The 25,019-nt window shown below is 30.1% G+C and carries 25 protein-coding genes; 18 read left to right on the forward strand and 7 right to left on the reverse strand.

From position 1 onward, the window contains the following. Nucleotides 1-548 precede the first annotated feature (548 nt). The 3 genes from ASC44_RS03420 (at nucleotide 549) to ASC44_RS03430 (ending at nucleotide 3,233) form a co-directional block, all read left to right on the forward strand. On the forward strand, nucleotides 549-1,343 hold the full coding sequence (locus tag ASC44_RS03420; RefSeq protein WP_055446228.1) for a hypothetical protein: 795 nt from the start codon (nucleotides 549-551) through the stop codon (nucleotides 1,341-1,343). 226 nt (nucleotides 1,344-1,569) lie between these two features. Beyond that, nucleotides 1,570-1,995 carry a hypothetical protein gene (locus ASC44_RS03425; protein WP_055446229.1) on the forward strand — a complete coding sequence of 142 codons (426 nt, stop codon included), beginning with the start codon at nucleotides 1,570-1,572 and terminating at the stop codon, nucleotides 1,993-1,995. Further along, complete coding sequence (locus ASC44_RS03430) at nucleotides 1,992-3,233, forward strand: hypothetical protein (protein ID WP_055446230.1); 1,242 nt, start codon at nucleotides 1,992-1,994, stop codon at nucleotides 3,231-3,233. The genes ASC44_RS03425 and ASC44_RS03430 overlap by 4 nt, the downstream gene beginning before the upstream one ends. A 538-nt stretch (nucleotides 3,234-3,771) precedes the next feature. On the opposite strand, the gene ASC44_RS03435 is transcribed toward ASC44_RS03430, so the two are convergent. Continuing rightward, a complete protein-coding gene (locus tag ASC44_RS03435; RefSeq protein ID WP_055446231.1) occupies nucleotides 3,772-4,764 on the reverse strand; it encodes an IS110 family RNA-guided transposase in 993 nt (330 codons plus the stop codon). A gap of 212 nt (nucleotides 4,765-4,976) precedes the next feature. Between ASC44_RS03435 and ASC44_RS03440 the strand changes: the two genes are divergently transcribed. The 5 genes from ASC44_RS03440 (at nucleotide 4,977) to ASC44_RS03460 (ending at nucleotide 8,183) form a co-directional block, all read left to right on the forward strand. Then, a complete protein-coding gene (locus ASC44_RS03440) occupies nucleotides 4,977-5,504 on the forward strand; it encodes a hypothetical protein (protein WP_055446232.1) in 528 nt (175 codons plus the stop codon). 166 nt (nucleotides 5,505-5,670) lie between these two features. Further along, nucleotides 5,671-6,096, forward strand: coding sequence for a hypothetical protein (locus tag ASC44_RS03445; protein WP_055446233.1), 426 nt, complete (start codon nucleotides 5,671-5,673; stop codon nucleotides 6,094-6,096). Between the two features lie 152 nt (nucleotides 6,097-6,248). After that, entirely contained in the window at nucleotides 6,249-6,875 is a 627-nt protein-coding gene (locus ASC44_RS03450) for a hypothetical protein (RefSeq protein ID WP_055446234.1), read from the forward strand. Nucleotides 6,876-7,009: 134 nt separating this feature from the next. Next, the gene (locus tag ASC44_RS03455) at nucleotides 7,010-7,435 is read left to right on the forward strand and encodes a hypothetical protein (RefSeq protein ID WP_055446233.1); all 426 of its coding nucleotides are present in this window, start codon (nucleotides 7,010-7,012) and stop codon (nucleotides 7,433-7,435) included. A gap of 178 nt (nucleotides 7,436-7,613) precedes the next feature. Beyond that, a complete protein-coding gene (locus ASC44_RS03460) occupies nucleotides 7,614-8,183 on the forward strand; it encodes a hypothetical protein (protein ID WP_055446235.1) in 570 nt (189 codons plus the stop codon). 170 nt (nucleotides 8,184-8,353) lie between these two features. Here the strand turns inward: ASC44_RS03460 and ASC44_RS03465 are convergent, their stop codons facing one another. Together ASC44_RS03465 and ASC44_RS03470 are read right to left on the reverse strand one after the other, a co-directional pair. Further along, nucleotides 8,354-9,346 carry an IS110 family RNA-guided transposase gene (locus ASC44_RS03465; protein WP_055446231.1) on the reverse strand — a complete coding sequence of 331 codons (993 nt, stop codon included), beginning with the start codon at nucleotides 9,344-9,346 and terminating at the stop codon, nucleotides 8,354-8,356. 511 nt (nucleotides 9,347-9,857) lie between these two features. Then, nucleotides 9,858-10,523: a bacteriocin fulvocin C-related protein gene (locus ASC44_RS03470; protein WP_055446236.1), complete on the reverse strand. Its 666-nt coding sequence runs from the start codon at nucleotides 10,521-10,523 to the stop codon at nucleotides 9,858-9,860. 545 nt (nucleotides 10,524-11,068) lie between these two features. On the opposite strand from ASC44_RS03470, the gene ASC44_RS18015 reads away from it, so the two are divergent. Together ASC44_RS18015 and ASC44_RS03475 are read left to right on the forward strand one after the other, a co-directional pair. After that, a complete protein-coding gene (locus tag ASC44_RS18015; protein WP_161804997.1) occupies nucleotides 11,069-11,245 on the forward strand; it encodes a hypothetical protein in 177 nt (58 codons plus the stop codon). Nucleotides 11,246-11,609: 364 nt separating this feature from the next. Then, entirely contained in the window at nucleotides 11,610-12,062 is a 453-nt protein-coding gene (locus ASC44_RS03475; protein WP_055446223.1) for a hypothetical protein, read from the forward strand. A gap of 442 nt (nucleotides 12,063-12,504) precedes the next feature. Here the strand turns inward: ASC44_RS03475 and ASC44_RS03480 are convergent, their stop codons facing one another. Next, nucleotides 12,505-13,170 carry a bacteriocin fulvocin C-related protein gene (locus ASC44_RS03480; protein ID WP_055446236.1) on the reverse strand — a complete coding sequence of 222 codons (666 nt, stop codon included), beginning with the start codon at nucleotides 13,168-13,170 and terminating at the stop codon, nucleotides 12,505-12,507. 505 nt (nucleotides 13,171-13,675) lie between these two features. Beyond that, nucleotides 13,676-14,095 (reverse strand): winged helix-turn-helix transcriptional regulator, encoded by a 420-nt coding sequence (locus ASC44_RS03485; RefSeq protein ID WP_055446237.1) that lies wholly within the window; start codon nucleotides 14,093-14,095, stop codon nucleotides 13,676-13,678. 78 nt (nucleotides 14,096-14,173) lie between these two features. Here ASC44_RS03485 and ASC44_RS03490 point away from each other — a divergent pair, with 78 nt between their 5' ends. The 4 genes from ASC44_RS03490 (at nucleotide 14,174) to ASC44_RS03505 (ending at nucleotide 18,796) form a co-directional block, all read left to right on the forward strand. Beyond that, nucleotides 14,174-14,869: a hypothetical protein gene (locus ASC44_RS03490; RefSeq protein WP_055446238.1), complete on the forward strand. Its 696-nt coding sequence runs from the start codon at nucleotides 14,174-14,176 to the stop codon at nucleotides 14,867-14,869. A gap of 701 nt (nucleotides 14,870-15,570) precedes the next feature. Then, on the forward strand, nucleotides 15,571-16,515 hold the full coding sequence (locus ASC44_RS03495; RefSeq protein ID WP_161804998.1) for a hypothetical protein: 945 nt from the start codon (nucleotides 15,571-15,573) through the stop codon (nucleotides 16,513-16,515). Nucleotides 16,516-16,566: 51 nt separating this feature from the next. Further along, nucleotides 16,567-17,253 carry a DUF6932 family protein gene (locus ASC44_RS03500; RefSeq protein WP_055446240.1) on the forward strand — a complete coding sequence of 229 codons (687 nt, stop codon included), beginning with the start codon at nucleotides 16,567-16,569 and terminating at the stop codon, nucleotides 17,251-17,253. Between the two features lie 703 nt (nucleotides 17,254-17,956). Further along, on the forward strand, nucleotides 17,957-18,796 hold the full coding sequence (locus ASC44_RS03505; protein ID WP_055446241.1) for a hypothetical protein: 840 nt from the start codon (nucleotides 17,957-17,959) through the stop codon (nucleotides 18,794-18,796). 300 nt (nucleotides 18,797-19,096) lie between these two features. Here the strand turns inward: ASC44_RS03505 and ASC44_RS03510 are convergent, their stop codons facing one another. Beyond that, on the reverse strand, nucleotides 19,097-19,642 hold the full coding sequence (locus ASC44_RS03510) for a mycothiol transferase (protein WP_055446242.1): 546 nt from the start codon (nucleotides 19,640-19,642) through the stop codon (nucleotides 19,097-19,099). A 346-nt stretch (nucleotides 19,643-19,988) separates the two neighbouring features. Here ASC44_RS03510 and ASC44_RS03515 point away from each other — a divergent pair, with 346 nt between their 5' ends. Further along, nucleotides 19,989-20,636, forward strand: a complete 648-nt coding sequence (locus ASC44_RS03515) for a DUF4919 domain-containing protein (protein ID WP_152973257.1) — start codon at nucleotides 19,989-19,991, stop codon at nucleotides 20,634-20,636. 167 nt (nucleotides 20,637-20,803) lie between these two features. Here the strand turns inward: ASC44_RS03515 and ASC44_RS03520 are convergent, their stop codons facing one another. Further along, nucleotides 20,804-21,796, reverse strand: a complete 993-nt coding sequence (locus ASC44_RS03520; RefSeq protein WP_055446231.1) for an IS110 family RNA-guided transposase — start codon at nucleotides 21,794-21,796, stop codon at nucleotides 20,804-20,806. Nucleotides 21,797-22,026: 230 nt separating this feature from the next. Here ASC44_RS03520 and ASC44_RS03525 point away from each other — a divergent pair, with 230 nt between their 5' ends. The 3 genes from ASC44_RS03525 to ASC44_RS03535 all read left to right on the forward strand — a co-directional run bounded on the left by ASC44_RS03525 (nucleotide 22,027) and on the right by ASC44_RS03535 (nucleotide 24,467). Further along, nucleotides 22,027-22,851 carry a DUF4328 domain-containing protein gene (locus ASC44_RS03525; protein WP_055446244.1) on the forward strand — a complete coding sequence of 275 codons (825 nt, stop codon included), beginning with the start codon at nucleotides 22,027-22,029 and terminating at the stop codon, nucleotides 22,849-22,851. A gap of 146 nt (nucleotides 22,852-22,997) precedes the next feature. Next, nucleotides 22,998-23,615: a hypothetical protein gene (locus ASC44_RS03530; RefSeq protein WP_055446224.1), complete on the forward strand. Its 618-nt coding sequence runs from the start codon at nucleotides 22,998-23,000 to the stop codon at nucleotides 23,613-23,615. Between the two features lie 144 nt (nucleotides 23,616-23,759). Next, a complete protein-coding gene (locus ASC44_RS03535) occupies nucleotides 23,760-24,467 on the forward strand; it encodes a hypothetical protein (RefSeq protein WP_152973258.1) in 708 nt (235 codons plus the stop codon). The last annotated feature ends 552 nt before the right edge of the window (nucleotides 24,468-25,019 follow it).

The following is a 25,019-nucleotide window of genomic DNA, read 5'->3' on the forward strand; positions in this document are numbered from 1 at the left end:
TTGTAACGTCTGATTTTCCTTCGGAAAATCCTCGCATACAAACCCGCAACTAGTCTTATACATAAACGTTATCTATAAGTTACTCACCAACAAAAATTATTGGAAAATCTATAAGTCTGAACTTCCAACAAGGGAATAATTACTCAGATGAATAATGTAATCTGAAAAACGTTACGGATTGGATTCTGTTTGATTTTATAAACTAAGATTGAAAAGCTTGCCTTTATCGTTACGACTGAATTACACGCAGAAAAACCAATCTGAGCTAATCTGACAGTAGAAATGTATCATTCCGCTTAAACCGTTGCTAAAACCAGAATTCCTAAATTATATTTATATAAAAATTTAAACATCTGAACTCTGGCTAACTATGAAAAGACCTATAGATAACAACGTATATAATTAATGGCTAGTTTTAGCTTGCTTACGAAAATCTTTGCAGATTTTCTATTCCGTTTTTATTTACTAAATTAGGTGCTGAAACACGCCACTAATCATATACAAACACGTTGTGCGTCATTAAATAAAAATCGTAACTAAAAACAAAATTGAGTAAACAAATTATAGAAATAGAATCTTTTAACCCTTATGAAACTCGATTTCCAAACAGGAAATTAGTAACTCGGGAAACTTTGATACTTATGAAGTATTTAAGAGAAGAAGGTTACGAAGTAAAAGTTTTGCCTGATAACGACCAACCGATTGAGATACTTTATAAAAAAGGACTTGCAGAATTTTTTGCTGACCCGATATTTATAGCTCTTATCGGAATTCCAATTGGAGTTATAACAGCTATAGTTTCAAATAAAATTCAGAAATTAATTGATAGTCTTGATAAAAAAGAAACAATCAATCCAGAACATTTGATAATTCAAATTGATAATTCCACACACAATTATTTGGGTGAAAACTTTCCAAAGGAAAAGACAAAAAGGATTAAAAAGAAAAGAAAAGAATTTAAAGACGGTTTTGAACGGTGTTTTGAAATCAAATCACCAAAGTCTAAATTTCCTACGCCTATGTTTTTAGAACATAAACCAAAGATAATTGGATGGTGCTCTCTTTACACAGATGATGATGGCTTAAAAGCTGAAGGAATGATTATTGACAAAGTAGTTAAAAGAAGAATTAAGCAAAACAGACTGAATGGAATGAGCGTAACTGGAATTGCGACAAAAACAGAATGTTCGATTTGTAAAAAAAGCTATACGGAATGTAATCACGTAGCGGGAAATGAATATGATAATAAAGGTTGTTATAATTCAATTATTAAAACAGATTATGTCGAAACAAGTATAGTAAAAGAACCTATTAATTCCGAATGTTTAGTAAATTTGAGATAATAACGACGCACAACAACGTATATAAAAAATAGCGCGAATCGTTGCTAACACGAATGTTCGGGCATTTTTAGGAAGTCGCCAAATTTTTAAATTTGACAAATTCCCAAAAATAAAATAATTAGTAAAATTTAAAAATTCGGCTTGTGTTTCATCCGAAAAGTTATCGCTTATTTTCAGCGCTACTTTTCATATACAAGACCGTTAGCAGTAATACAAAGAAAAACCTATGAAATATAAATTTCCGAAAGTCAAACTAAATAGTGATGGTAATTTTGGACCAACTAAAAATAAGAATTTTTATCATCCCGTATTTTACCACAACAAAACAGCAAAGAATAATTCTGACAAAACAAAATGGGTTTTGAAACAGAATGAACAATTTGAGGTTTTCAGACTATCTGACGAAGGAAAATGGGAATGTAAAGAAAATAGTGGATTATTCGGAATTTTAGAAAATGGAGATATTATTCTTGGAAATGGAGAAGAAAGAATATCATTTTTCCCGAACCCTGCAAATACCGATGACCCTTGGCACGGATTCCCAGTTCATAGTGGAGAATTTGAACCAAGTAATAAAACTGTTGATAAATGGTTAAAGGATAAAGTTATTGATAACAGGATGCATATTAAAATTTTAAAAGGAGCAATATGAAAACTCTCAAGTTCACATTAGAAGTAAATGCTATCGAAAGCTACATTTATAGTGGTCATTTATTTCTTGTTCTTTTAAATGGAAGAATTGCTTATGCGCCTTTATCTCGCATTATATACAAACTTATAAATGAATATCCTGATTATGAAAATCTGATTAGAGTGTCATTTCAACGTAACGATTATCTCAATAATAGACAAGCTGAAGTCTTTTTTGGTATTGGAGAAATGAAAAAAAGTTTTATTCAATTGTGGGAAAAAGCTTCTGAAGAAATGGAATTCAAAATAATTCTTAATGAAGATGATTATACAGTAATTGATGAAGTACCAACAATGCCAGTTCTTGACCTTAAAATGTATGCAATGCGTTTATATATTGGTAGTAAAGAAGGTTTATATGAGATTAATTTAAATTCGGATGACAGATATAATTTAGAACCTACCAAACCTCAAAAACGTTTCGACGGTAAAGTAACTTGTTTAAATGCTAAATCGGGAGAAATAATTATTTCTTCAAATAGTAATGGGTTATTTCACGGAACTTTTTTAAACAGCTCAAACAGTCTTAAAGTTATTGAAAAACCCGTTTCTAAAAAATCAATTAGAACTGGTTGGTCTGGATACGACGTTATAAACTATGATAAACAAAATGATTTTGATTATTTTGTAAATGAAACGCAGAAAATTGAAAATAAATTAACTTATTCAAAATTTGATGAAAATAGTGAAAGAAGAAGAATAACAGATTTTGGTTCTTCTAAATATGACCTCTCAACGTTATTGACTAATTCGAGAATAGAAAAAGAACAAATCAATTACTGCTTTAATAGTTCAACATCTGGATTCTTTTTTATGAAAGATGGGAGTTTTGTAAATATTAATTTAACAAAACCAAAAGACAAACAATTGTACTTTGTATCAAATAATAAAAACTTACCAACCTTAAAGAATGGAAGTGCTAATTTTTTAACACCATTATCTACATCAATAGTTCCAGAAGGTTGCGTAGTTGAATATTTTGATAAGGTAGTGCTTTATCAAAACTCAAAAGCTAAAATAATTGAAACAAGCCCTTCAATTAATGTAAGAACATATCCTTCATCAAAAAGATATAGAAATTTAATTTCAGTTACTAAAGAGAAAGAAATCACAATTCATTCTATATTTCCTTTTAAAGAAGATAATTTTGCTCTGACAGTAGAAGACTTTGACAAAAAATCAGTTTTTGAATTTATGTAAAGTACTACTGCTAACACCGTATATAATTTATTGCTAGCTTCTTGCCTACTTACGAAAGTCCTCTCGGACTTTCTTGGTCGGTAATTATTTACTAAATTAGTTGCTTGAAACACGCAACAAACCATATACAACAACGTTAGCAAAAACAGTGTCAATCCTCTATTTTCTCTGCTATTGTTTTGGTTTGGGCTTACCTAATTCCCTAACTTATAATTAACAAAATTTGCTTAGATAAATCGGAACTAAAAGTAAAACTGAAGTCACAAAGATTTTAATTAACTAAATAATAAACAGATTATCTGGTGCGTAAATCTATCTGCTCTTATTTAACGTTGGAAATTTCTTTTAATTAAGTTCGCTACTAATTAGAGCTGCATTTGCTAACAACGTATATAAAAAATTGCTAGATTAGTGCTTAATTAAAGGCTGTTGCTCTTTTGTTACTTCTGATTTTCCTTCGGAAAATCCGCCTGTACCAAAACGCAACTTTCCATATACGTATTCCAAGATCAATTCCTAATAAATATTCTGTTTTTTTTTAAGCTACATGTTGTTGAAGAACCACATAAGGTGTTCCTCTTTTTACAACTGCAAAAGCTCTTGCAATTAATTTGTTTCTAACATTGTTTATCGCTAACATTTTATCCTTTCCTTCTGCTACTTTTCGTTTGTAATATTGTCTTAGTTCACTATCATGTTGGATTGCAGAAACACTAGCCATACTTAATAAACTTTTCATTTTTCTATCTCCTAAATAATGACACTGTTTTCGCTTATAGATACTAGTTCCAGAGCGATGCTCGAATGGTGCTGTGCCACAATAACTCGAAAATGCACGCCAACTAGCAAAGCGTGTAAAGTTTCCTGTGTGGTAAATTAATTGACTCGCAACCACTAATCCTACTCCTTTTAAGCTCGATAGTAATTCATAATTCTTTTGCATAGAATCATCTTCAGAAATAATTTCTTTTATTCTATCCTCTACCGCTTTTACTTGCTTAGATAAATAGTCTATACTACGTTTTAAGCTTATGCATCCAGAGTCTGTAGTTGGACTAGATAAAAGCACTTTCATTTCTTTTAAAGTACCTTTAAGTCCTGCATTATTTCTAACCAATTGATCGCGCAATGCTAACAAGCGCCCAAGCTCTAAATGAGACATGCTTTTTACAGTACTTGGCGCCAACTCTTCTCTATAGAGCCAAGCATAACGTGCTATTAAAGCCGCATCCAACTTGTCTGTCTTTTCTTTTACAATTCCGGACGAACGTTTTATTTTTAACGGACTTTCTTCTACAAAAACTATAGATTCACTAGCTAAATAAAGAGCTAATTTTAAGGAGTAATAGCCTGTATTCTCAAAACAATAAAAAACATCACTATCTTTACTGTACTTCGAAACCCATTTTAAAAGACTTTTGTAGCCTACTACATCATTAATAAACTCCTTGTGTACTTCGGCTTGATAACAAAAGGCATCTATTGTTTTTTTTGATACATCGATTCCTACGACTTCTTTGTAATTTTTCATATTTTTACAATTAGAGTGAATAAATTTGTTGCGTTAACTACTTCCTTTATCGGGAGATCTTCACTCCTGGTATTCCAAATGGTTCTTGGCAACTATATAGAAAGAGAGGACTCGTACGTGTAAGGGAGCGTTATTCTAAAACACGTTATAGTTCTCCTCTTTTTCTATCTAAAGATATTTATTACAAACTAAAGAAACACGTTGTAAGCAATATGAGAAAAACATTCAGCATAATAATTACATTCATCGGAATTTCATTCTGTGTTGCTCAAAACGGAGTAATTAACGGAAAAATAATTGCCGAAATTCCAGAAGAATCAGAATTGATTGCTGGAAATACTAAAGTAATCCTTGAGATTAACGGAATCGAAAAAACTACAACTGTTGACAAAAATCTGAACTTTTCATTCTATAATCTCGAATCCGACTCAATCCGAATTAGAACTGAACCTCACTCATACTTGCGGAATAGAATAATAATCGGATTTTTAAAACCAAATGACACGGTTGAATTAAAAATTCCATATTCATTGTCTTGTAAATATGACCAATCAGAAGAAAACAAAACTTGTCCAATTTGTAAAAAAGAAGACAAAGTTATTCCGATTTCCTATGGACTTATAGCAGAAATAACAAAAAAAGGAGAAGAGAAAAAAGAAAAAGAATATAAATCTGGCGGATGCGTAACATCAGGTTGCGACCCAAATTGGTATTGTAAAAGAGATGAAATTAACTTCTGATAAAATACTGCTTACAACACCGTATAAAATTAATGGCTAGTTATTTTCTTACTTGGAAAATTCCTGCGGAATTTTCTCTGGCAAGTATTTGTTTACTAAATTAGTGGTTTAACCACGCCACTAATCTTATACAAAAACGTTGTACACAAGCTAAAAAAATTCGTAATTGATTAAAAAGATAGTTTTTGGAATATTAATTTTAGGTGTAATTGCGATAATCGGATATCTGATTTTAATGGCAAATTTTGACATATTTAATGCGCCAACAGAAACGGAATTAAAACTGGAATGTGATGATTCAGGATTGCGGAAAATAACGATGTATGAAGTAAGTGGAAACGCAACAACGAATAAATCTATTCTAATTAAATCTTCGGATTGTAATGCGAAATTATACTCTGACGAACTGATTAACCCTGAATTGATTTTTTCTGCTACTTTGCCTAATATTAAAAATTCTGATGTTAACTTTGAGTGGAGAAATTTTGATACAATTACGATTAGATACAATAAAAAATTGCGGATTTTAAAAATGGAATCGGAATCGAGTACCTTAAATCCGAAAATAACGTTTGAATATATTGCGCAGTAAGCCTGTGTACAACACCGTATAAAAATAATTGCGGTTTTTAGTGCTTAATCAAAGGTCGTTGCGTGTTTGTAACGTCTGATTTTCCTTCGGAAAATCCTCGCATACAAACCCGCAACTATTCTTATACATAAACGTTGTACAACATTTGAGAAATGACTTCCGAAATCGAGAAAAGTAATAGAAAAATACTGTACTTACTGAAAAAGAAATTCCCAATGGAAGTTGCAAAAGGAATTCGATTTGATTTAAGTAAATATTCAATTATTCCAAAAGGTAAGTTTTTAAAAAACATCTACACTTGGAAATTAACGGAATTTGATTTTGATATTTATTTACTATCTATTCGCAATTCATATAAAACTGAAATAATGGGAACTGGCGGAGAGTCAATGGTTGAAATAGATACTGAAAGCAAACATAATGGTTTGATTTTAAAAACCGAATCAAATCTTCCTGAACTAATAATTAGACCTGCTTATCTGAAAGAAAAAATTGCAAATCTAATCCTCAGATTTGACAAAAAACTTGATGATAGAAAAGAGTTCAACAAAAAATACATTTTGGAATCGTCATTAAGCCAAACAAAATTAGAAAACATAATAACACGAAATTTAACAGATGAATTGATTAAAGTCAATGGATTTAGTTTGGAATTTAAAGACAATACAATCTTTTTAAAATTCGAAAAAGAATTTAATGAGGAAGATTCTATTAAACTTATAAAACTTGGAAAAACAATAGAAACGGAATTAAAAAACGTTGTACAACACCGTATATAATTTATTGCTAGTTCTAGCCTACTTACGAAAACCCTCGCGGATTTTCTATTCGGTTTTTATTTGCTAAATTTAGTGCTTAAACACGCAACAAACCATATACAAACACGTTGTACACAAGCTAAAAAAATTCGTAATTGATTAAAAAGATAGTTTTTGGAATATTAATTTTAGGTGTAATTGCGATAATCGGATATCTGATTTTAATGGCAAATTTTGACATATTTAATGCGCCAACAGAAACGGAATTAAAACTGGAATGTGATGATTCAGGATTGCGGAAAATAACGATGTATGAAGTAAGTGGAAACGCAACAACGAATAAATCTATTCTAATTAAATCTTCGGATTGTAATGCGAAATTATACTCTGACGAACTGATTAACCCTGAATTGATTTTTTCTGCTACTTTGCCTAATATTAAAAATTCTGATGTTAACTTTGAGTGGAGAAATTTTGATACAATTACGATTAGATACAATAAAAAATTGCGGATTTTAAAAATGGAATCGGAATCGAGTACCTTAAATCCGAAAATAACGTTTGAATATATTGCGCAGTAAGCCTGTGTACAACACCGTATAAAAATAATTGCGGTTTTTAGTGCTTAATCAAAGGTCGTTGCGTGTTTGTAACGTCTGATTTTCCTTCGGAAAATCCTCGCATACAAACCCGCAACTATTCTTATACATAAACGTTGTGTGTAATGCAAAAACCGGCTCAAACACGAATTAACAATTGATGAAAAACATTATTTATATATTACTTTTATTTCTAACTTTTGGTTGTGCTGAATCTGGAAAAGAAATCTTTATTCAAGAATTTAATTGGACTTTGGAAATCCCAAAAGACTTTACCGAAGTTCCCTTAAACATTAGAAAAAAATCTCAAGAAAAAGGAACAAAATTGATTGAATCAGCTTATCCTGAAAACGAAGTGAACATAGATTTTAAAAACTTGTTTCACTACAATAACGGAAAATATAACTCTTTGCAAGCCCAAATATCAGAACTGAATTCTGAACAAAATTTTGAGAAAGAATTTGAGCAAGCGAATGAAATTGTTGTAAATGCCTTCGCAAAAGAAAGACCGAACACAAAATTTGAACAAAACGTAGGGAAAGAAATAATAAGTGGATTAGAATTTAAAACCTTTGACTTTAAAACTCTAAATGATTCTGGAGAAAACTATGAATTAAAAGTTTATAGCAGAATGTTCGGAATAAAAAAATTGGAAATAATTGTTTTAAATAATAAAAAGGAAAAAGGAAAATTAATTGAGAATAGTATTTTGAACTCGAAATTTGAATGAACAAAGCACTACACACAACACCGTATATAATTAATGGCTGGTTTTAGCTTGCTTACGAAAATCTATGTAGATTTTCTATTCGGTTTTTATTTGCTAAATTAGGTGCTGAAACACGCCACTAATCATATACGTATTCCAAGATCAATTCCTAATAAATATTCTGTTTTTTTTTAAGCTACATGTTGTTGAAGAACCACATAAGGTGTTCCTCTTTTTACAACTGCAAAAGCTCTTGCAATTAATTTGTTTCTAACATTGTTTATCGCTAACATTTTATCCTTTCCTTCTGCTACTTTTCGTTTGTAATATTGTCTTAGTTCACTATCATGTTGGATTGCAGAAACACTAGCCATACTTAATAAACTTTTCATTTTTCTATCTCCTAAATAATGACACTGTTTTCGCTTATAGATACTAGTTCCAGAGCGATGCTCGAATGGTGCTGTGCCACAATAACTCGAAAATGCACGCCAACTAGCAAAGCGTGTAAAGTTTCCTGTGTGGTAAATTAATTGACTCGCAACCACTAATCCTACTCCTTTTAAGCTCGATAGTAATTCATAATTCTTTTGCATAGAATCATCTTCAGAAATAATTTCTTTTATTCTATCCTCTACCGCTTTTACTTGCTTAGATAAATAGTCTATACTACGTTTTAAGCTTATGCATCCAGAGTCTGTAGTTGGACTAGATAAAAGCACTTTCATTTCTTTTAAAGTACCTTTAAGTCCTGCATTATTTCTAACCAATTGATCGCGCAATGCTAACAAGCGCCCAAGCTCTAAATGAGACATGCTTTTTACAGTACTTGGCGCCAACTCTTCTCTATAGAGCCAAGCATAACGTGCTATTAAAGCCGCATCCAACTTGTCTGTCTTTTCTTTTACAATTCCGGACGAACGTTTTATTTTTAACGGACTTTCTTCTACAAAAACTATAGATTCACTAGCTAAATAAAGAGCTAATTTTAAGGAGTAATAGCCTGTATTCTCAAAACAATAAAAAACATCACTATCTTTACTGTACTTCGAAACCCATTTTAAAAGACTTTTGTAGCCTACTACATCATTAATAAACTCCTTGTGTACTTCGGCTTGATAACAAAAGGCATCTATTGTTTTTTTTGATACATCGATTCCTACGACTTCTTTGTAATTTTTCATATTTTTACAATTAGAGTGAATAAATTTGTTGCGTTAACTACTTCCTTTATCGGGAGATCTTCACTCCTGGTATTCCAAATGGTTCTTGGCAACTATATAGAAAGAGAGGACTCGTACGTGTAAGGGAGCGTTATTCTAAAACACGTTATAGTTCTCCTCTTTTTCTATCTAAAGATATTTATTACAAACTAAAGAAACACGTTGCCATTCATTACGCAACGCACTCTGGACGAAAAAAAACGTCAACTTTGCCTCACAAACTACAAATTAATTACACTGTATAAAGGTATTTATTAGATTTAATATCTTAAAGAAATGGATATAAACACAAATTATAATATCACTTAAAATATATTGTCAAAATGATAATAAGAATTATCAATGTTTATTTTTTGTTGTTAGTGCAATTAGTTAAACTTTTTTCATTTATAAATTAGTGATTAAGTTTTAGTTTTTTCATTTATAAAAAATAAGCCACTGCAAAATTAAATACAGTAGCTTAAATATTTGATTATGAACAAATTCCTCCACAGTCAGAATTACCGAAAAAACCACAATCATCATTAGCGTTCCCTTTATCGCATGCTCCTTTAGACGTATCACAATCCCAAGAAGGACAAGCTAAATCATATTTACATTCGCAAGCTAAGCCGGGATCAACTTGGGCTAATTTGCTAATATTATTTAATTGATTCCTATTTTGTATAAAATCATCATTTACACTTTCAATTGTAAAAAACAGTTGATGAACAAAACTTTTATCCCAACCAAATTTTTTCATTCCAGCAATAGTTTTTTCATATAAAGACTTTTCTAATTCTTCATTAGTAACAAAGTCATAATTTATTTTATCAAACTCAACTGAATACCATTTTAAAAAATCTTCCTCTTCATTAGTCAACTCAAGTGACAATATATGGAGAACTTTATCTCTCCATATTTCATTTTTACGTAAAGGTGATAACTCTTTTAAAATTGCTTGTTGATATTTTCTGGGATAAGCTCCGATAGTTTCTCTATCAAATTGCATAACCTTAGATTTGTTTTCCACAATCCATGAATCCAAACTAACATTTGGATCTGGCTCAATAAACGAAGATTCTGTACAGCTATTAAAGAATAAAAAAATAAATAAGCAAATAATTACTGGAAAATAAATTTTTGTTTTTTTGATCATAATAAAAAATTAAGTTAATATATACTCTATTGTTACAAAACATGATGAAATGTTACCCGACATAAATAAAAAAAATAAAATTGAGTAATTTTTCAAGATTTAATATCTGAAAAAAAAATAGTTGCTTAATCTATAGTCAATATAAAATACTAATCGTAATTTTAATTTTGTTTTCAGAATTGAAAGCTACAACCCGAATTATATTAGAATTTTAGCAAGTTGTACAATTTTTAATATAATCGGAATTAAAAATATTGTGGAATAAAGCAGTGACTGATTTTACTTAAAAGCTGAAAGTGGAAAACTTTAAAACTAAATTTAGTAAGGTAATTTGAACTTTAAAAAATCAACGAAATGGCAACACCGTATATAAAAAATTGCTGGTGTTAGGCTTAAAAAAAGGTCGTTGCACGTTTACTACGTCTGATTTTCCTTCGGAAAATCCTCGAACGCAAACACGCAACTTTCCATATACAAACACGTTGCCATTCATTGCGGAGCGCAACCACGAATTCAAAATACTAACTTAAAACTAACAGACTTAAATGAAAAAAATCGGACTTATTAAACTTGCAGGAATTCTTCTTATGACTTTCGGAATTACAGATTTGGATTTCGAAAACTTAAATATTGATGTTAATTATAAAGCATATGCTTCAATAGTAATTGGATTAATTATAGCTATAATATCATTTTTTATGCCTGAAAAGTTGAAAGACTAATTTTTGGCAACGGATTTTTAGCTCGTTTAAGAAATCAGAAACTGAATTGAAAACCATAAATCGAACTGTGTACGAAATTTAGAAAATCGCGAAATTACACACTCAATCGAAATTGAAAAAATTTGCGAAATAAAATGCTGACTAAATTTACTCAAACGCTAAAAATTGGAAAACGGAATTTAGCTAAATAATAACATACTGAAAAAACAACGAAATGGCAACACCGTATAAAAATAATTGCGGTTTAGTGCTTAATCAAAGGTCGTTGCGTGTTTGTAACGCCTGAATTTCCTTCGGAAATTCCTCGCATACAAACCCGCAACTATCCTTATACATAAACGTTACCAAACATTTGACCAAACCAATGAAAAAAGGAGTTTTAATAACAATAATTGGAATTGTAATTATCGGAATTTCCTATTTTGGAATTGAAATGTTTGACTTTGCAAAAGGAGTAAATGAAGGCGCAAAAAAAATAAAAATTGAACTTGAGCGAAAACCGATTACAAAACTTACGGAATTAAAAAATGGACGTTGGATAAATACAATTGATTCACTTGCTGGAATTGAAATTAAAAACGGAAAATGGATTATGTTTTACAAAGGAATGGAAACTGACTCTTCCGATCTTTACGATTTCAAAATACGAAAAGAATACAAAAAGGAATTAGGCACTGAACATAAACCTTTTGAATATCTAACTATAACAAATGATTCTGATACTTTAGAATATTCTATACTTGAATACAGTAATGAATTATTAAGTTTGAGTTATATTCCGAGAGGAAACACTCTGAATTATAAACCTGAAAAATAAAAACGTTTGGTAACACCGTATATAATTAATGGCTGGTTCTAGCTTGCTTACGAAAATCTTTGCAGATTTTCTATTCGGTTTTTATTTGCTAAATTAGGTGCTTAAACACGCCACTAATCATATACAAACACGTTGCCATTCATTACGCAACGCACTCTGGACGAAAAAAAACGTCAACTTTGCCTCACAAACTACAAATTAATTACACTGTATAAAGGTATTTATTAGATTTAATATCTTAAAGAAATGGATATAAACACAAATTATAATATCACTTAAAATATATTGTCAAAATGATAATAAGAATTATCAATGTTTATTTTTTGTTGTTAGTGCAATTAGTTAAACTTTTTTCATTTATAAATTAGTGATTAAGTTTTAGTTTTTTCATTTATAAAAAATAAGCCACTGCAAAATTAAATACAGTAGCTTAAATATTTGATTATGAACAAATTCCTCCACAGTCAGAATTACCGAAAAAACCACAATCATCATTAGCGTTCCCTTTATCGCATGCTCCTTTAGACGTATCACAATCCCAAGAAGGACAAGCTAAATCATATTTACATTCGCAAGCTAAGCCGGGATCAACTTGGGCTAATTTGCTAATATTATTTAATTGATTCCTATTTTGTATAAAATCATCATTTACACTTTCAATTGTAAAAAACAGTTGATGAACAAAACTTTTATCCCAACCAAATTTTTTCATTCCAGCAATAGTTTTTTCATATAAAGACTTTTCTAATTCTTCATTAGTAACAAAGTCATAATTTATTTTATCAAACTCAACTGAATACCATTTTAAAAAATCTTCCTCTTCATTAGTCAACTCAAGTGACAATATATGGAGAACTTTATCTCTCCATATTTCATTTTTACGTAAAGGTGATAACTCTTTTAAAATTGCTTGTTGATATTTTCTGGGATAAGCTCCGATAGTTTCTCTATCAAATTGCATAACCTTAGATTTGTTTTCCACAATCCATGAATCCAAACTAACATTTGGATCTGGCTCAATAAACGAAGATTCTGTACAGCTATTAAAGAATAAAAAAATAAATAAGCAAATAATTACTGGAAAATAAATTTTTGTTTTTTTGATCATAATAAAAAATTAAGTTAATATATACTCTATTGTTACAAAACATGATGAAATGTTACCCGACATAAATAAAAAAAATAAAATTGAGTAATTTTTCAAGATTTAATATCTGAAAAAAAAATAGTTGCTTAATCTATAGTCAATATAAAATACTAATCGTAATTTTAATTTTGTTTTCAGAATTGAAAGCTACAACCCGAATTATATTAGAATTTTAGCAAGTTGTACAATTTTTAATATAATCGGAATTAAAAATATTGTGGAATAAAGCAGTGACTGATTTTACTTAAAAGCTGAAAGTGGAAAACTTTAAAACTAAATTTAGTAAGGTAATTTGAACTTTAAAAAATCAACGAAATGGCAACACCGTATATAAAAAATTGCTGGTGTTAGGCTTAAAAAAAGGTCGTTGCACGTTTACTACGTCTGATTTTCCTTCGGAAAATCCTCGAACGCAAACACGCAACTTTCCATATACAAACACGTTGTATGCCATTTGAGAGCAACATTATCGGAAATTAAGCAACATAGAATTATAACTATCTTGAACCGATTGAATAACAAAAGACTTATCTGAATTCAAACCTTCTATATCGTCTATTTCATTAAATTCTCGCATATTAGTATCGCCCCACAAACTGAATTCAATGATTATTGGAGTTAAACGAATTCCTTTTTCTGTTAACAAATAAATATTCTCTTTTTTATTTTCAGGTATTTTTGTTTTGGATATTAATTTATAGGATTCCAATAATTTTAATCGTGCAGACAAAATACTTGGAGCTATCCTTTCGTCCGAATCAGATATTTCTTTGAAAGTCTTTTTATGTTTAATTAACATATCTCGAATAATTAACAAAGACCATTTATCACCTATAACATCTAATGCAGATGAGATTGGACAGCCAGAGCGAAAATCTTTTTCCATTTTTTTACAGATTATTACTATCAATTCGAAAGTAATTATTACTTTTACTTTCAAATTGAAAGCAAAAATACAGAAATTATGTTAGCAGGCCATTTTACTACCGCATTAATAGCAAAACAAAAGTTCCCAAAAGGAACTTTACTTTATTTTTTAATCATATCACAATTACAGGATATTTTATGGTTTACTTTTCATTATTTAGGACTTGAAGTTACTGACCCAAGTGATGCTTTTGATGCCACTTTAAGTAATATGGCAGTTGATATGTTATATAGCCATGATTTAGCACCTCTATTATTCTGGGTAGCTATTGCATTTGTAATTGGAAAATTATTATTTAAAAGCACGCAAATAGGATTAGTAAGTATGGCTTTAGTATTAGGCCACTTTGTATTAGATTTCTTTTCTGGTCATATGCATCACCTGTTTGGAGCAGGTACAATGGGCGCTGGTATTGGTTTGTACGCTTCTAGCCCATATTTAGCCATTTTAATAGAAGCTATATTTAGCGTTGTGGCACTTTGGTATTTCTTTAAAGAAGAATCAAAAAAAGGAATTGTGCGAACCAATAAAAATAGAGCTGCTATTATTTCTGTTTTCGCTTATGGAATTATTTTTATGACACTAATTGCAACTCACTCTTTTAGAGACCTTTTAGGTATTCCTGAATTTGATTTAGGCTTTAACACTAATATGCCTACACTAATTTTTACTTATGTAGTTATGCTTTATTGCTTGAATTATTTTGTACCGAAATTTAAGACAACAGAATAGTTATGAGAATATAAAAAACGGCATACAACAATGTATAAAAGCAATAGCGGTTCAGGTGCAAACTCGAATCGTTTTTGCGTTTAATTAAGTATATTGTTTGCCGAAAGTAAGTGCATTTTAATCCGCCACTGCTCTTATACTAAACGTTCTGGTTAATGCGCCGCTGCGCTCTGCATTAACCAGAACTCCTGGCGGCTACGCCTAACGTTCTTGTTGATTGCTTCGCTTCGCTGCGCACTAAACAAGAACGTTAGGCTATAAGTCATTTTTTGAAATTTAAAAATACTTCGTATATTCAAATTTCAAAAAACAACTCATAGCCGCCAGGAGTTAGCGTTCATTTCTTACTCGGCTCAAAAAAAATACAAAGCGTTATAAATTGCTAAGATTTCGTGGATAAAAAAACTCAAAAACAATTATCCGATCCACCCAAAACGCAACTGTTGCGTCGGACAAACCTCACTCCTATCAAATATTACTAAACCGATTTACCAAGCATTACGCAACTGTTGCGGCGGATTTATATTCTGCACGAATAATTGCGGATGTATAAAAAACTTTAATTTGTAACGAACGCTAACAGTATGTATAAATAATGCTTAAATTAGTCCTGAAACTAAAGGAAGTGCTTCTTTTGCTAGCTTCTGATTTTCCTACGGAAAATCCCAGCAAGCAAAAACGCACTATCCATACATTTAACGTTGGCATTCATTTTAAAAAAACACACATTGAGCTTAAATAAGAAAATATCTGCAACTTCGATTTTAGCGTTAAAAGATGCTTTAGTCACAATATATTATCGAAAAAAAGACTTGAGACAATTTATCGAATTAACTATCGAAAACACTGCGATTGTATCAACTATTGATTGGACTGAAAATATTAAATATGAAAGTGTTTCTCAATTAATTGATAGAATGGTCAAACGTCAAGATTTATACCAAACTGACTTATTAAAGTTGGTACAAGAAGTTGGAAACATAAATGACTTTTCTCATCTAGAATATTGGGAAAAAGAAAACAAAGGATTAATCAAAAAAGCAGAATCTGCTGTTGCTAAATTGAGAAAACAAACAAAAGGCTACTTTGACACAATTGAGGAATTAAAAAAAGCAGAAAATAGACGAGAAACAACTAAAGAGAAATTAAAGGATAGTATTGCATATCAGCAAAAACTAGATGAATTGAAAATGGAATTTTATCAAATTGCGTCCAATTCCAATCCTCAACAGAAGGGTTTTCAATTTGAGAAATTTTTGAATAAGTTATTTATTTTCTTTGATTTAGACCCAAAATCTGCGTTCAAAGTTACAGGAGAACAAATAGACGGAGCATTCACTTTTGATAATGCCGATTACCTTTTGGAAGCCAAATGGCAAGAAAAATCAATTATCGCTGCTGACTTATATACATTTGGAGGAAAAATTCAAGGGAAACTAAAGAATACTTTAGGATTATTTATCTCTTTAGGACCATATTCTTCAGAATGTACCGAAACAGGAAGTCCTGTTCTTAAATCAATGATTCTAATGGACGGAATGGATTTAATGCAAGTATTGGAAGGCAGAGTCAGATTGAATGATATGATTTTAATCAAAAGACGACACGCCTCTCAAACAGGAGATATATATTATAAAATGGGATAAAAACGAAATCATATACAAACACATTATCATTCATTTTGCTAAACAATTAAAATGGAAAAAGAAAAATGGGACAGAATTAAAAATTACAAACTAAATTCTATCAATTTAAATTCACTAGAAAATGAAATTCAAAATCATTTTCAAAATATTATTTTAAATCCAAATATCAAATTACTTAAGATATTTTATGAATATTTACATACTAAAAATAATTTACTAGGAATAGAATACAGATGTTTGTGTTGGTTGGATATGATTTATAATTTTCCAACTAATTTAAATAAACCCTTTTTAAACGAACCTGTTTATATGGAACTAGGAGACTTTAAGAATAAATATATGATCACGAATAAAAGAACAGAATTATTAAATATATTAATCGATTTTATTTCAGATAAAAAAAAACAATCGAATTTGGATTATATGACTGTACTAATTGGAGGTAGTTTTACAGACTTAGATATTAAATTACCTAATGATATTGATTTAGTAATTATAAAACCAAACAATCTTGAACAATATAATACTGATTTTAATGCAACATATTTATATGCCTCAAATTCAATCCCTAAAGGTTTAGATATAGAATTTTTGCCTGAATCTTTAGATAAATCAAGTTTTAAAATTTTTTCTAGAATAATTGCTCTTGGAAATAATGCAGAAATAAAAGAAAAATCAAAATTACATATAAACTCTAATTCATTTAAACTAAGGAAAATAGTTGAATTAAAAATATAAACGAAATGCCAACACCGTATATAATTTATTGCTAGTTCTAGCCTGCTTACGAAAACCCTCGCGGATTTTCTATTCGGTTTTTATTTGCTAAATTACGTTCTTAACCACGCAACAAACCATATACAAACACGTTATGTTTAATAATCCCAGACTTCTGGAACTTCCCTTGTTCATTGCAATTAGCCCATTGTAAATTACAGAGTTTGCAATAAACTTGAATTGGAATACTGGATTTTGAGGAATAATTGTACCAACCCAAGCTTTCGATTTAAATCGGATGAGAGTTCTACTCTCAAATACGAATTTTGATTCGCATAAAGCTTGTATAAGGTAGTGAAATTTTCGGACAAAGTCAAGTATCAGAAACTATTAAAAGTTGATAACAACATATATTTACTAATACAAAGCGCTATTTGCTTCTAAAATCACGAACCATATCAGGCTTCATATAGTGCATAATTTTAAAACCATGCACATCGATCATGAAGTATCTATGTAGCGTCAGTGCTTACTACGTAATCTTGGAGATTCCCAACGGAATATCCAAATTACTAAACATAACAACGTATATATAAAATAGCTAATTGGTTGTTTAATCAATATTTTTTGTTTCTTTATAAAATATATACAAGCCGGAAAGACAAGTCATTATTTAAACGCTACTTTCCATATACGTATACGTTGTAAAACATTTAGACGAACATTGAGAATTCAAATTATCATATTGATTTTAATCACAAATTTTGCTTTCGGACAAAGTAAAGTTACTATTGACAAGAATATTTCCAAATATGAAATTAAAGATGAGTTCAATCGATTCGATGACATTGCAAACGAAATAAAGCACATTGAAAGTCTAAAAATTAGTTTCCCAACCGACTCTGAAATTGAAATTTCTAACAGTTATAGTTCGGGATATACAGGTCACGACATTTCTATTCGACTGAACAAAAATCTGAACATCAAAAGTGTAACTTATAATTATCGGACAGATGTTGTTGGATTAAATGAACCCAAATATATTGTGGATAAGATTTCTTTGAAACTAAATCAAGATCCTTTTAAAAACATAAAAGAACTTCGAGGACAATATATTTTGCAAATCAATAAAATAGATTCTATTGGAAAATTAATAAACACAAAAGAATTTAAAGGAAAATTCAAAACTTTCAAAGAAGTTGACAAAAATTCAGCTGATTATAAATGGACATTGGAACAGAATAAAATATTTTACGAAATCACTAATGAAAATGGAGTTTATCTACATCCCGATAAAAGACCGAGTTTAAAATCTGACACCAAATTATTGGTAAAAAAACTAAAGGGGTTGAGTAATAATTTCCCAACCAAATTAAGAACTTGGGTTGTGATTAACGAACTTGGTAAAATCGAAGAAAACTCTGTTCAATATCAAACCAAAGTTGGCTCTGAATTGAAAGATAAAATAACTAAACTTCTAATTGAAATGACAGAATGGTATCCAGCTTGTGTGAACGAGAAAGAGGTTAAATCGAAAATACCTTTGATAATCGGAATTGAATAAAAAACGTTTTACAACACCGTGTATAATTAATTGCTTGTTTTAAGTCTACTTACGAACATTCCTGCGGAATATTCTATCTGTGATTTATTTGCTAAATTAGTTGCTTAAACCACGCAACCAATCATACACAATCACGTTAGCTTTAATGCAGGAGCAAGTTTATGTAATCTGAATTTAAAAAAGAAAAGGCTAATATTCTATAAGGTACTATTTTTATTTAACTATCCCGAAATAATATATAGCATTTTATTTATAAAAAAAATCCGAATAAGTAAATTTACACATAAGGACTTCATTAAGCTATTTTGGAAATCTTGCTGTAATTAATTTAATTTGCCCCAAATGATGTGCTTGATGTTCCATTACGTGAAACCAAGCCCAATGATTACTTTTTGTCCACCAATCATCATTTCTCTTCTTGAATTCTTTTAATGTGTTCTTTCTTACTTTTTTGTAAATATCTAAATAACACTTTATTGGTTTTTCTTTAAGTATTTTTTTAGATTCATCAAGGTTAATGCCTATTTCGAGTAGTTCTTTTTCTTCTTGTTCATATTCATTAAATATATCTTCTCCAAATGACGATTTCTGATATGATGCTTCTACAGATGCTAAATGTAATATAATAGCTCCTATTGAATTTGCTTGTTCATCAAATTGGAAATCTGTTTCAAATTGGTTAAGGCCTTTTGTAGTTGAAATAATGTCGCTCTTTAAGCTTTCTAGCATATAGACCATAACTCCTATTTCTTTATCGTATCCTTTTTTACTATTTATTTTTTGAGCACTTAAAAAGTTAGTAGATAAAATAATGATTATTAATAAGCTTTTAAATAATATTTTCATAAACACAAATAGTTGATTGTTTTTTAAATAGTTATCTTAATTTTGATAATCTAGTTTTCTTTAAACGTGTTTAATTAGGGTTTATTATTGATTTTAAAAATTATATTAGTCGAAACGGAGGAATTAACTCAAACTCGAAAAAAGATAAATTGCGGAACTGAAAAACAAGAATAAATCATAAGCACTAAAAGCTAACACCGTATAAAATTAATTGCTGGTTTTTGCATATTTACGAAAGTCCTCGCGGACTTTCTATTTGTGATTTATTTACTAACTTTAGTGCTTAAAACACGCAACTAATCTTATACAACAACGTTATGTGCAAGCTGAAAAAAAAATCCGAACTATGATTAAACATTGTTTTACAACCTTAATATTTCTTTTCAATTTTACCATTGCAATTGGACAATCGGAAACGGAAATAAAAGTTCCTGAATTTGATGATAGTTTTAGTAAAACGGTGCAAATCCTTGAAAACGGAAAAACTGATATTGACTATAAATCATTTAGAGAAAGTTTTATTGAAAGTAAACAATTCAAAATTGCGTCTGAAAAAAGTTCGGAATTTAGAGATTTGAAAAAACAAATGTATCGACAAATGTCTGAATCGAAATACGACAGTATTATCTCTACCACGAAAAAAATGTTGAGTATTGACTATACGAGTATGACAGCACATAAAATATTGAGACAGACTTATAAAATAGTTGGAGATTCAATAAATGCGGAAAAATATAAAACAATTCAATTTGGACTTCTGACATCGATTGTGAATAATGGAGACGGAAAATCTTGTGAAAATGGTTGGTCTGTAATTCAAATATCTGAGGAATATTTTATCTTAAATATGCTCGGAGTTGAATTAAAAACTCAAAGTATCGATGGCGGAATTTGTGACCGAATGGAAGTCGTAGATGAAAACAGAGAAACGAAAGTGTATTATTTTGAAATAAGTAATGTATTTAAAGGAAAAGAAAATCTGAAAGAAAAATAAAGCCAGCACATAACACCGTATATAATTTATTGCTGGCTTCTTGCTTACTTACGAAAGTCCTCACGGACTTTCTTGGTCGGTAATTATTTACTAACTTAGTTGCTTAATCACGCAACAAAGCATATACGTATTCCAAGATCAATTCCTAATAAATATTCTGTTTTTTTTTAAGCTACATGTTGTTGAAGAACCACATAAGGTGTTCCTCTTTTTACAACTGCAAAAGCTCTTGCAATTAATTTGTTTCTAACATTGTTTATCGCTAACATTTTATCCTTTCCTTCTGCTACTTTTCGTTTGTAATATTGTCTTAGTTCACTATCATGTTGGATTGCAGAAACACTAGCCATACTTAATAAACTTTTCATTTTTCTATCTCCTAAATAATGACACTGTTTTCGCTTATAGATACTAGTTCCAGAGCGATGCTCGAATGGTGCTGTGCCACAATAACTCGAAAATGCACGCCAACTAGCAAAGCGTGTAAAGTTTCCTGTGTGGTAAATTAATTGACTCGCAACCACTAATCCTACTCCTTTTAAGCTCGATAGTAATTCATAATTCTTTTGCATAGAATCATCTTCAGAAATAATTTCTTTTATTCTATCCTCTACCGCTTTTACTTGCTTAGATAAATAGTCTATACTACGTTTTAAGCTTATGCATCCAGAGTCTGTAGTTGGACTAGATAAAAGCACTTTCATTTCTTTTAAAGTACCTTTAAGTCCTGCATTATTTCTAACCAATTGATCGCGCAATGCTAACAAGCGCCCAAGCTCTAAATGAGACATGCTTTTTACAGTACTTGGCGCCAACTCTTCTCTATAGAGCCAAGCATAACGTGCTATTAAAGCCGCATCCAACTTGTCTGTCTTTTCTTTTACAATTCCGGACGAACGTTTTATTTTTAACGGACTTTCTTCTACAAAAACTATAGATTCACTAGCTAAATAAAGAGCTAATTTTAAGGAGTAATAGCCTGTATTCTCAAAACAATAAAAAACATCACTATCTTTACTGTACTTCGAAACCCATTTTAAAAGACTTTTGTAGCCTACTACATCATTAATAAACTCCTTGTGTACTTCGGCTTGATAACAAAAGGCATCTATTGTTTTTTTTGATACATCGATTCCTACGACTTCTTTGTAATTTTTCATATTTTTACAATTAGAGTGAATAAATTTGTTGCGTTAACTACTTCCTTTATCGGGAGATCTTCACTCCTGGTATTCCAAATGGTTCTTGGCAACTATATAGAAAGAGAGGACTCGTACGTGTAAGGGAGCGTTATTCTAAAACACGTTATAGTTCTCCTCTTTTTCTATCTAAAGATATTTATTACAAACTAAAGAAACACGTTACCACACATTAAACCCCAAACTCAAAAATGACAGAAGAACAATTCGAAAATTGCAAACAATGTTTAAATCGAAAGAAAGGAGTAAATGAAAAAGAAAACATTTGTAATATAAAAGGGAAAAGTATGAACTTCGTGAATACTTGTACAGACTTTAACCTTGATAATAATGTCATTTTAGGAACAAAGAATAAAATTAATGCAATTAGACCTAATTTAAAGAGAGCAAAACTCGCTCAATTATTTATTTGGATAGTTATGGCTCTTGACATTATATCAATATTTTCATCTTACTTACAATATAATTTACTTAAGTCACTGCAAAACAACGAAGAAGTAACTGAACAAATGTTAAACTCAAATGATTCCAGGGAACAAATCATAGGAATTTTATATTTAGTAGTTTTTATAATTTCTGCGGTAACTTTTATTCAATGGTTTAGAAGGGCATATTATAACTTAAATATTAGAACAAATTGTAATCATTCTGATGGTTGGGCATCCGGAAGTTGGTTTGTACCAATAATATCATTATATCGTCCATATCAAATAATGAAAGAAATGTGGACTAAAACTACTCAATTAATAAAATCTAAAACTTCTGAATACACAGACAATAGCACAATGATAATTGGACTTTGGTGGACTTTATGGATTGTATCTAATTATATTGGTAAATATGTTATGAAAAGAACTTTTAAAGCAGAGACAATAGAAAACTTTTTAAATAGTACAGTTGGAGATATGATTTTGTCAATAATCGGAATACCTTTAGCTATTATAACTGTAATGATTATTAAATCATATTCATTAAAAGAAGAAAATATTTCTGAATTAGAAAAAGTCGAAAATTAAAAACGTGTGGTAACACCGTATATAATTTATTGCTGGTTCTAGCCTGCTTACGAAAACCCTCGCGGATTTTCTATTCGGTTTTTATTTGCTAAATTACGTACTTAACCACGCAACAAACCATATACAAACACGTTAGCAAACATTTAATGAACAACCTCAAAATCATATACATACCATTATTTTTTTGCCTAATCTCATGTAAAAAGTCAACGGACTTAAAAACTGAAAAAGTCATTCTGAATAAAACAGAAATTGACACTTCTAAACGTTACCAAAGAATTAATATTCCTTATTATGACAATGGCGAATTAGTTGGAGAAAACGAAGCATATGTTTCTAAAAAGCTAGATACCTTTTGGAATACTTGGCTTTTTTACAAAAAAGGAGTGATAGATAGTTCTAAAAGTAAATTTTTTGATTTCAATATTACTGGAAATAAAAAAGACTCAATTCTTAAAGGGAAAATCAGTATTTACTCGCCTGCTGATAGTATTCCTAAATCAAAAATTAGCTCAAGAGAAATAACATTAGTTTTTCTACAAAAAGAAAACGATTCTGTAATTGTTAAAGAAATTAAATCAGAAAAAAGCACGTTTGAATTTGACTATAAAAATTTTGAAAACTATGGATTTGAAGGTTTTGTAATGGACTTACGTTTTATTAAAATAGATTCAACTTCTGAAAAATTACTTCTGAATAGAAACTATTTTGCGTTGGACACAAAACTTTCAACTAACAACGTTTATGTAGAATTATTAGAATAAAAACGATTTGCTAACACCGTATATAATTTATTGCTAGTTCTAGCCTGCTTACGAAAACCCTCGCGGATTTTCTATTCGGTTTTTATTTGCTAAATTACGTACTTAACCACGCAACAAACCATATACAAACACGTTAGGCACAATATGAACAAAACTTTGCGACAAATATTATCAATTGGAATTTTGACATTATTTCTGACTCAAATCGGATTTAGTCAATCAATTGAAAATTTTGTGGATTCAACAATCAAAGTTGATAGTCTAAATGTTCCGACTGATTTAAAACAATCCTACTTTCCAACAGAGTTAATTGAACCCGAAAAAAACAATTCAGCTAAAAAGAAAGATTCAAGCAAAATAATAGATTTAGATTTTCGAAGTAGTTTACCAACGGAATGGTATTCTGAACATCTTTTTGCTATGAAAGAGCCACTTTTGTTTAACCGAAAAATAAACAAACAGGTTTACAGATTTACTTGGCTACGAACATTTAACAAACCAATGACATTTAGGTTCGAAAAATGGAATGACAGATATATTCTGTATTGGAAAGTATTAAATGGTGCTGGTGGTTATGAACCTGGAGAAATTGAAATTGAACGACTAAAAATATTGACAAAAAAAGAATGGACTGAATTTACTCAATTCATCGGAAAAGCGGATTTTTGGGAAATGGAATTAGGGCGGAGTTCATTTGGAACAGATGGTTCTGAATGGATTATGGAAGGTGTTAATCAAACGGACTACAGAGTTGTTAGTGTTTGGACGCCAAGTAAAGGGGGTTTTTATAACGCTTGTAATTATCTAATTTCCTTAACGAATTTGAAAATATCGGAAAAGGATAAATATTAAAATACTGTGCCTAACACCGTATAAAAATAATTGCGGTTTAGTGCTTAATCAAAAGGTCGTTGCGTGTTTGTAACGTCTGATTTTCCTTCGGAAAATCCTCGCATACAAACCCGCAACTATTCTTATACATAAACGTTAGCAAAAACAGTGTCAATCCTCTATTTTCTCTGCTATTGTTTTGGTTTGGGCTTACCTAATTCCCTAACTTATAATTAACAAAATTTGCTTAGATAAATCGGAACTAAAAGTAAAACTGAAGTCACAAAGATTTTAATTAACTAAATAATAAACAGATTATCTGGTGCGTAAATCTATCTGCTCTTATTTAACGTTGGAAATTTCTTTTAATTAAGTTCGCTACTAATTAGAGCTGCATTTGCTAACAACGTATATAAAAAATTGCTAGATTAGTGCTTAATTAAAGGCTGTTGCTCTTTTGTTACTTCTGATTTTCCTTCGGAAAATCCGCCTGTACCAAAACGCAACTTTCCATATACAAACACGTTAGCCACAAGCTGAAAAGCCAACGCGCAGTCAAGCACATTTCATTTT

The sequence above is a fragment of the Lacinutrix mariniflava genome, from assembly GCF_001418015.1.
GTDB classification, from domain to species: Bacteria; Bacteroidota; Bacteroidia; order Flavobacteriales; family Flavobacteriaceae; genus Lacinutrix; species Lacinutrix mariniflava.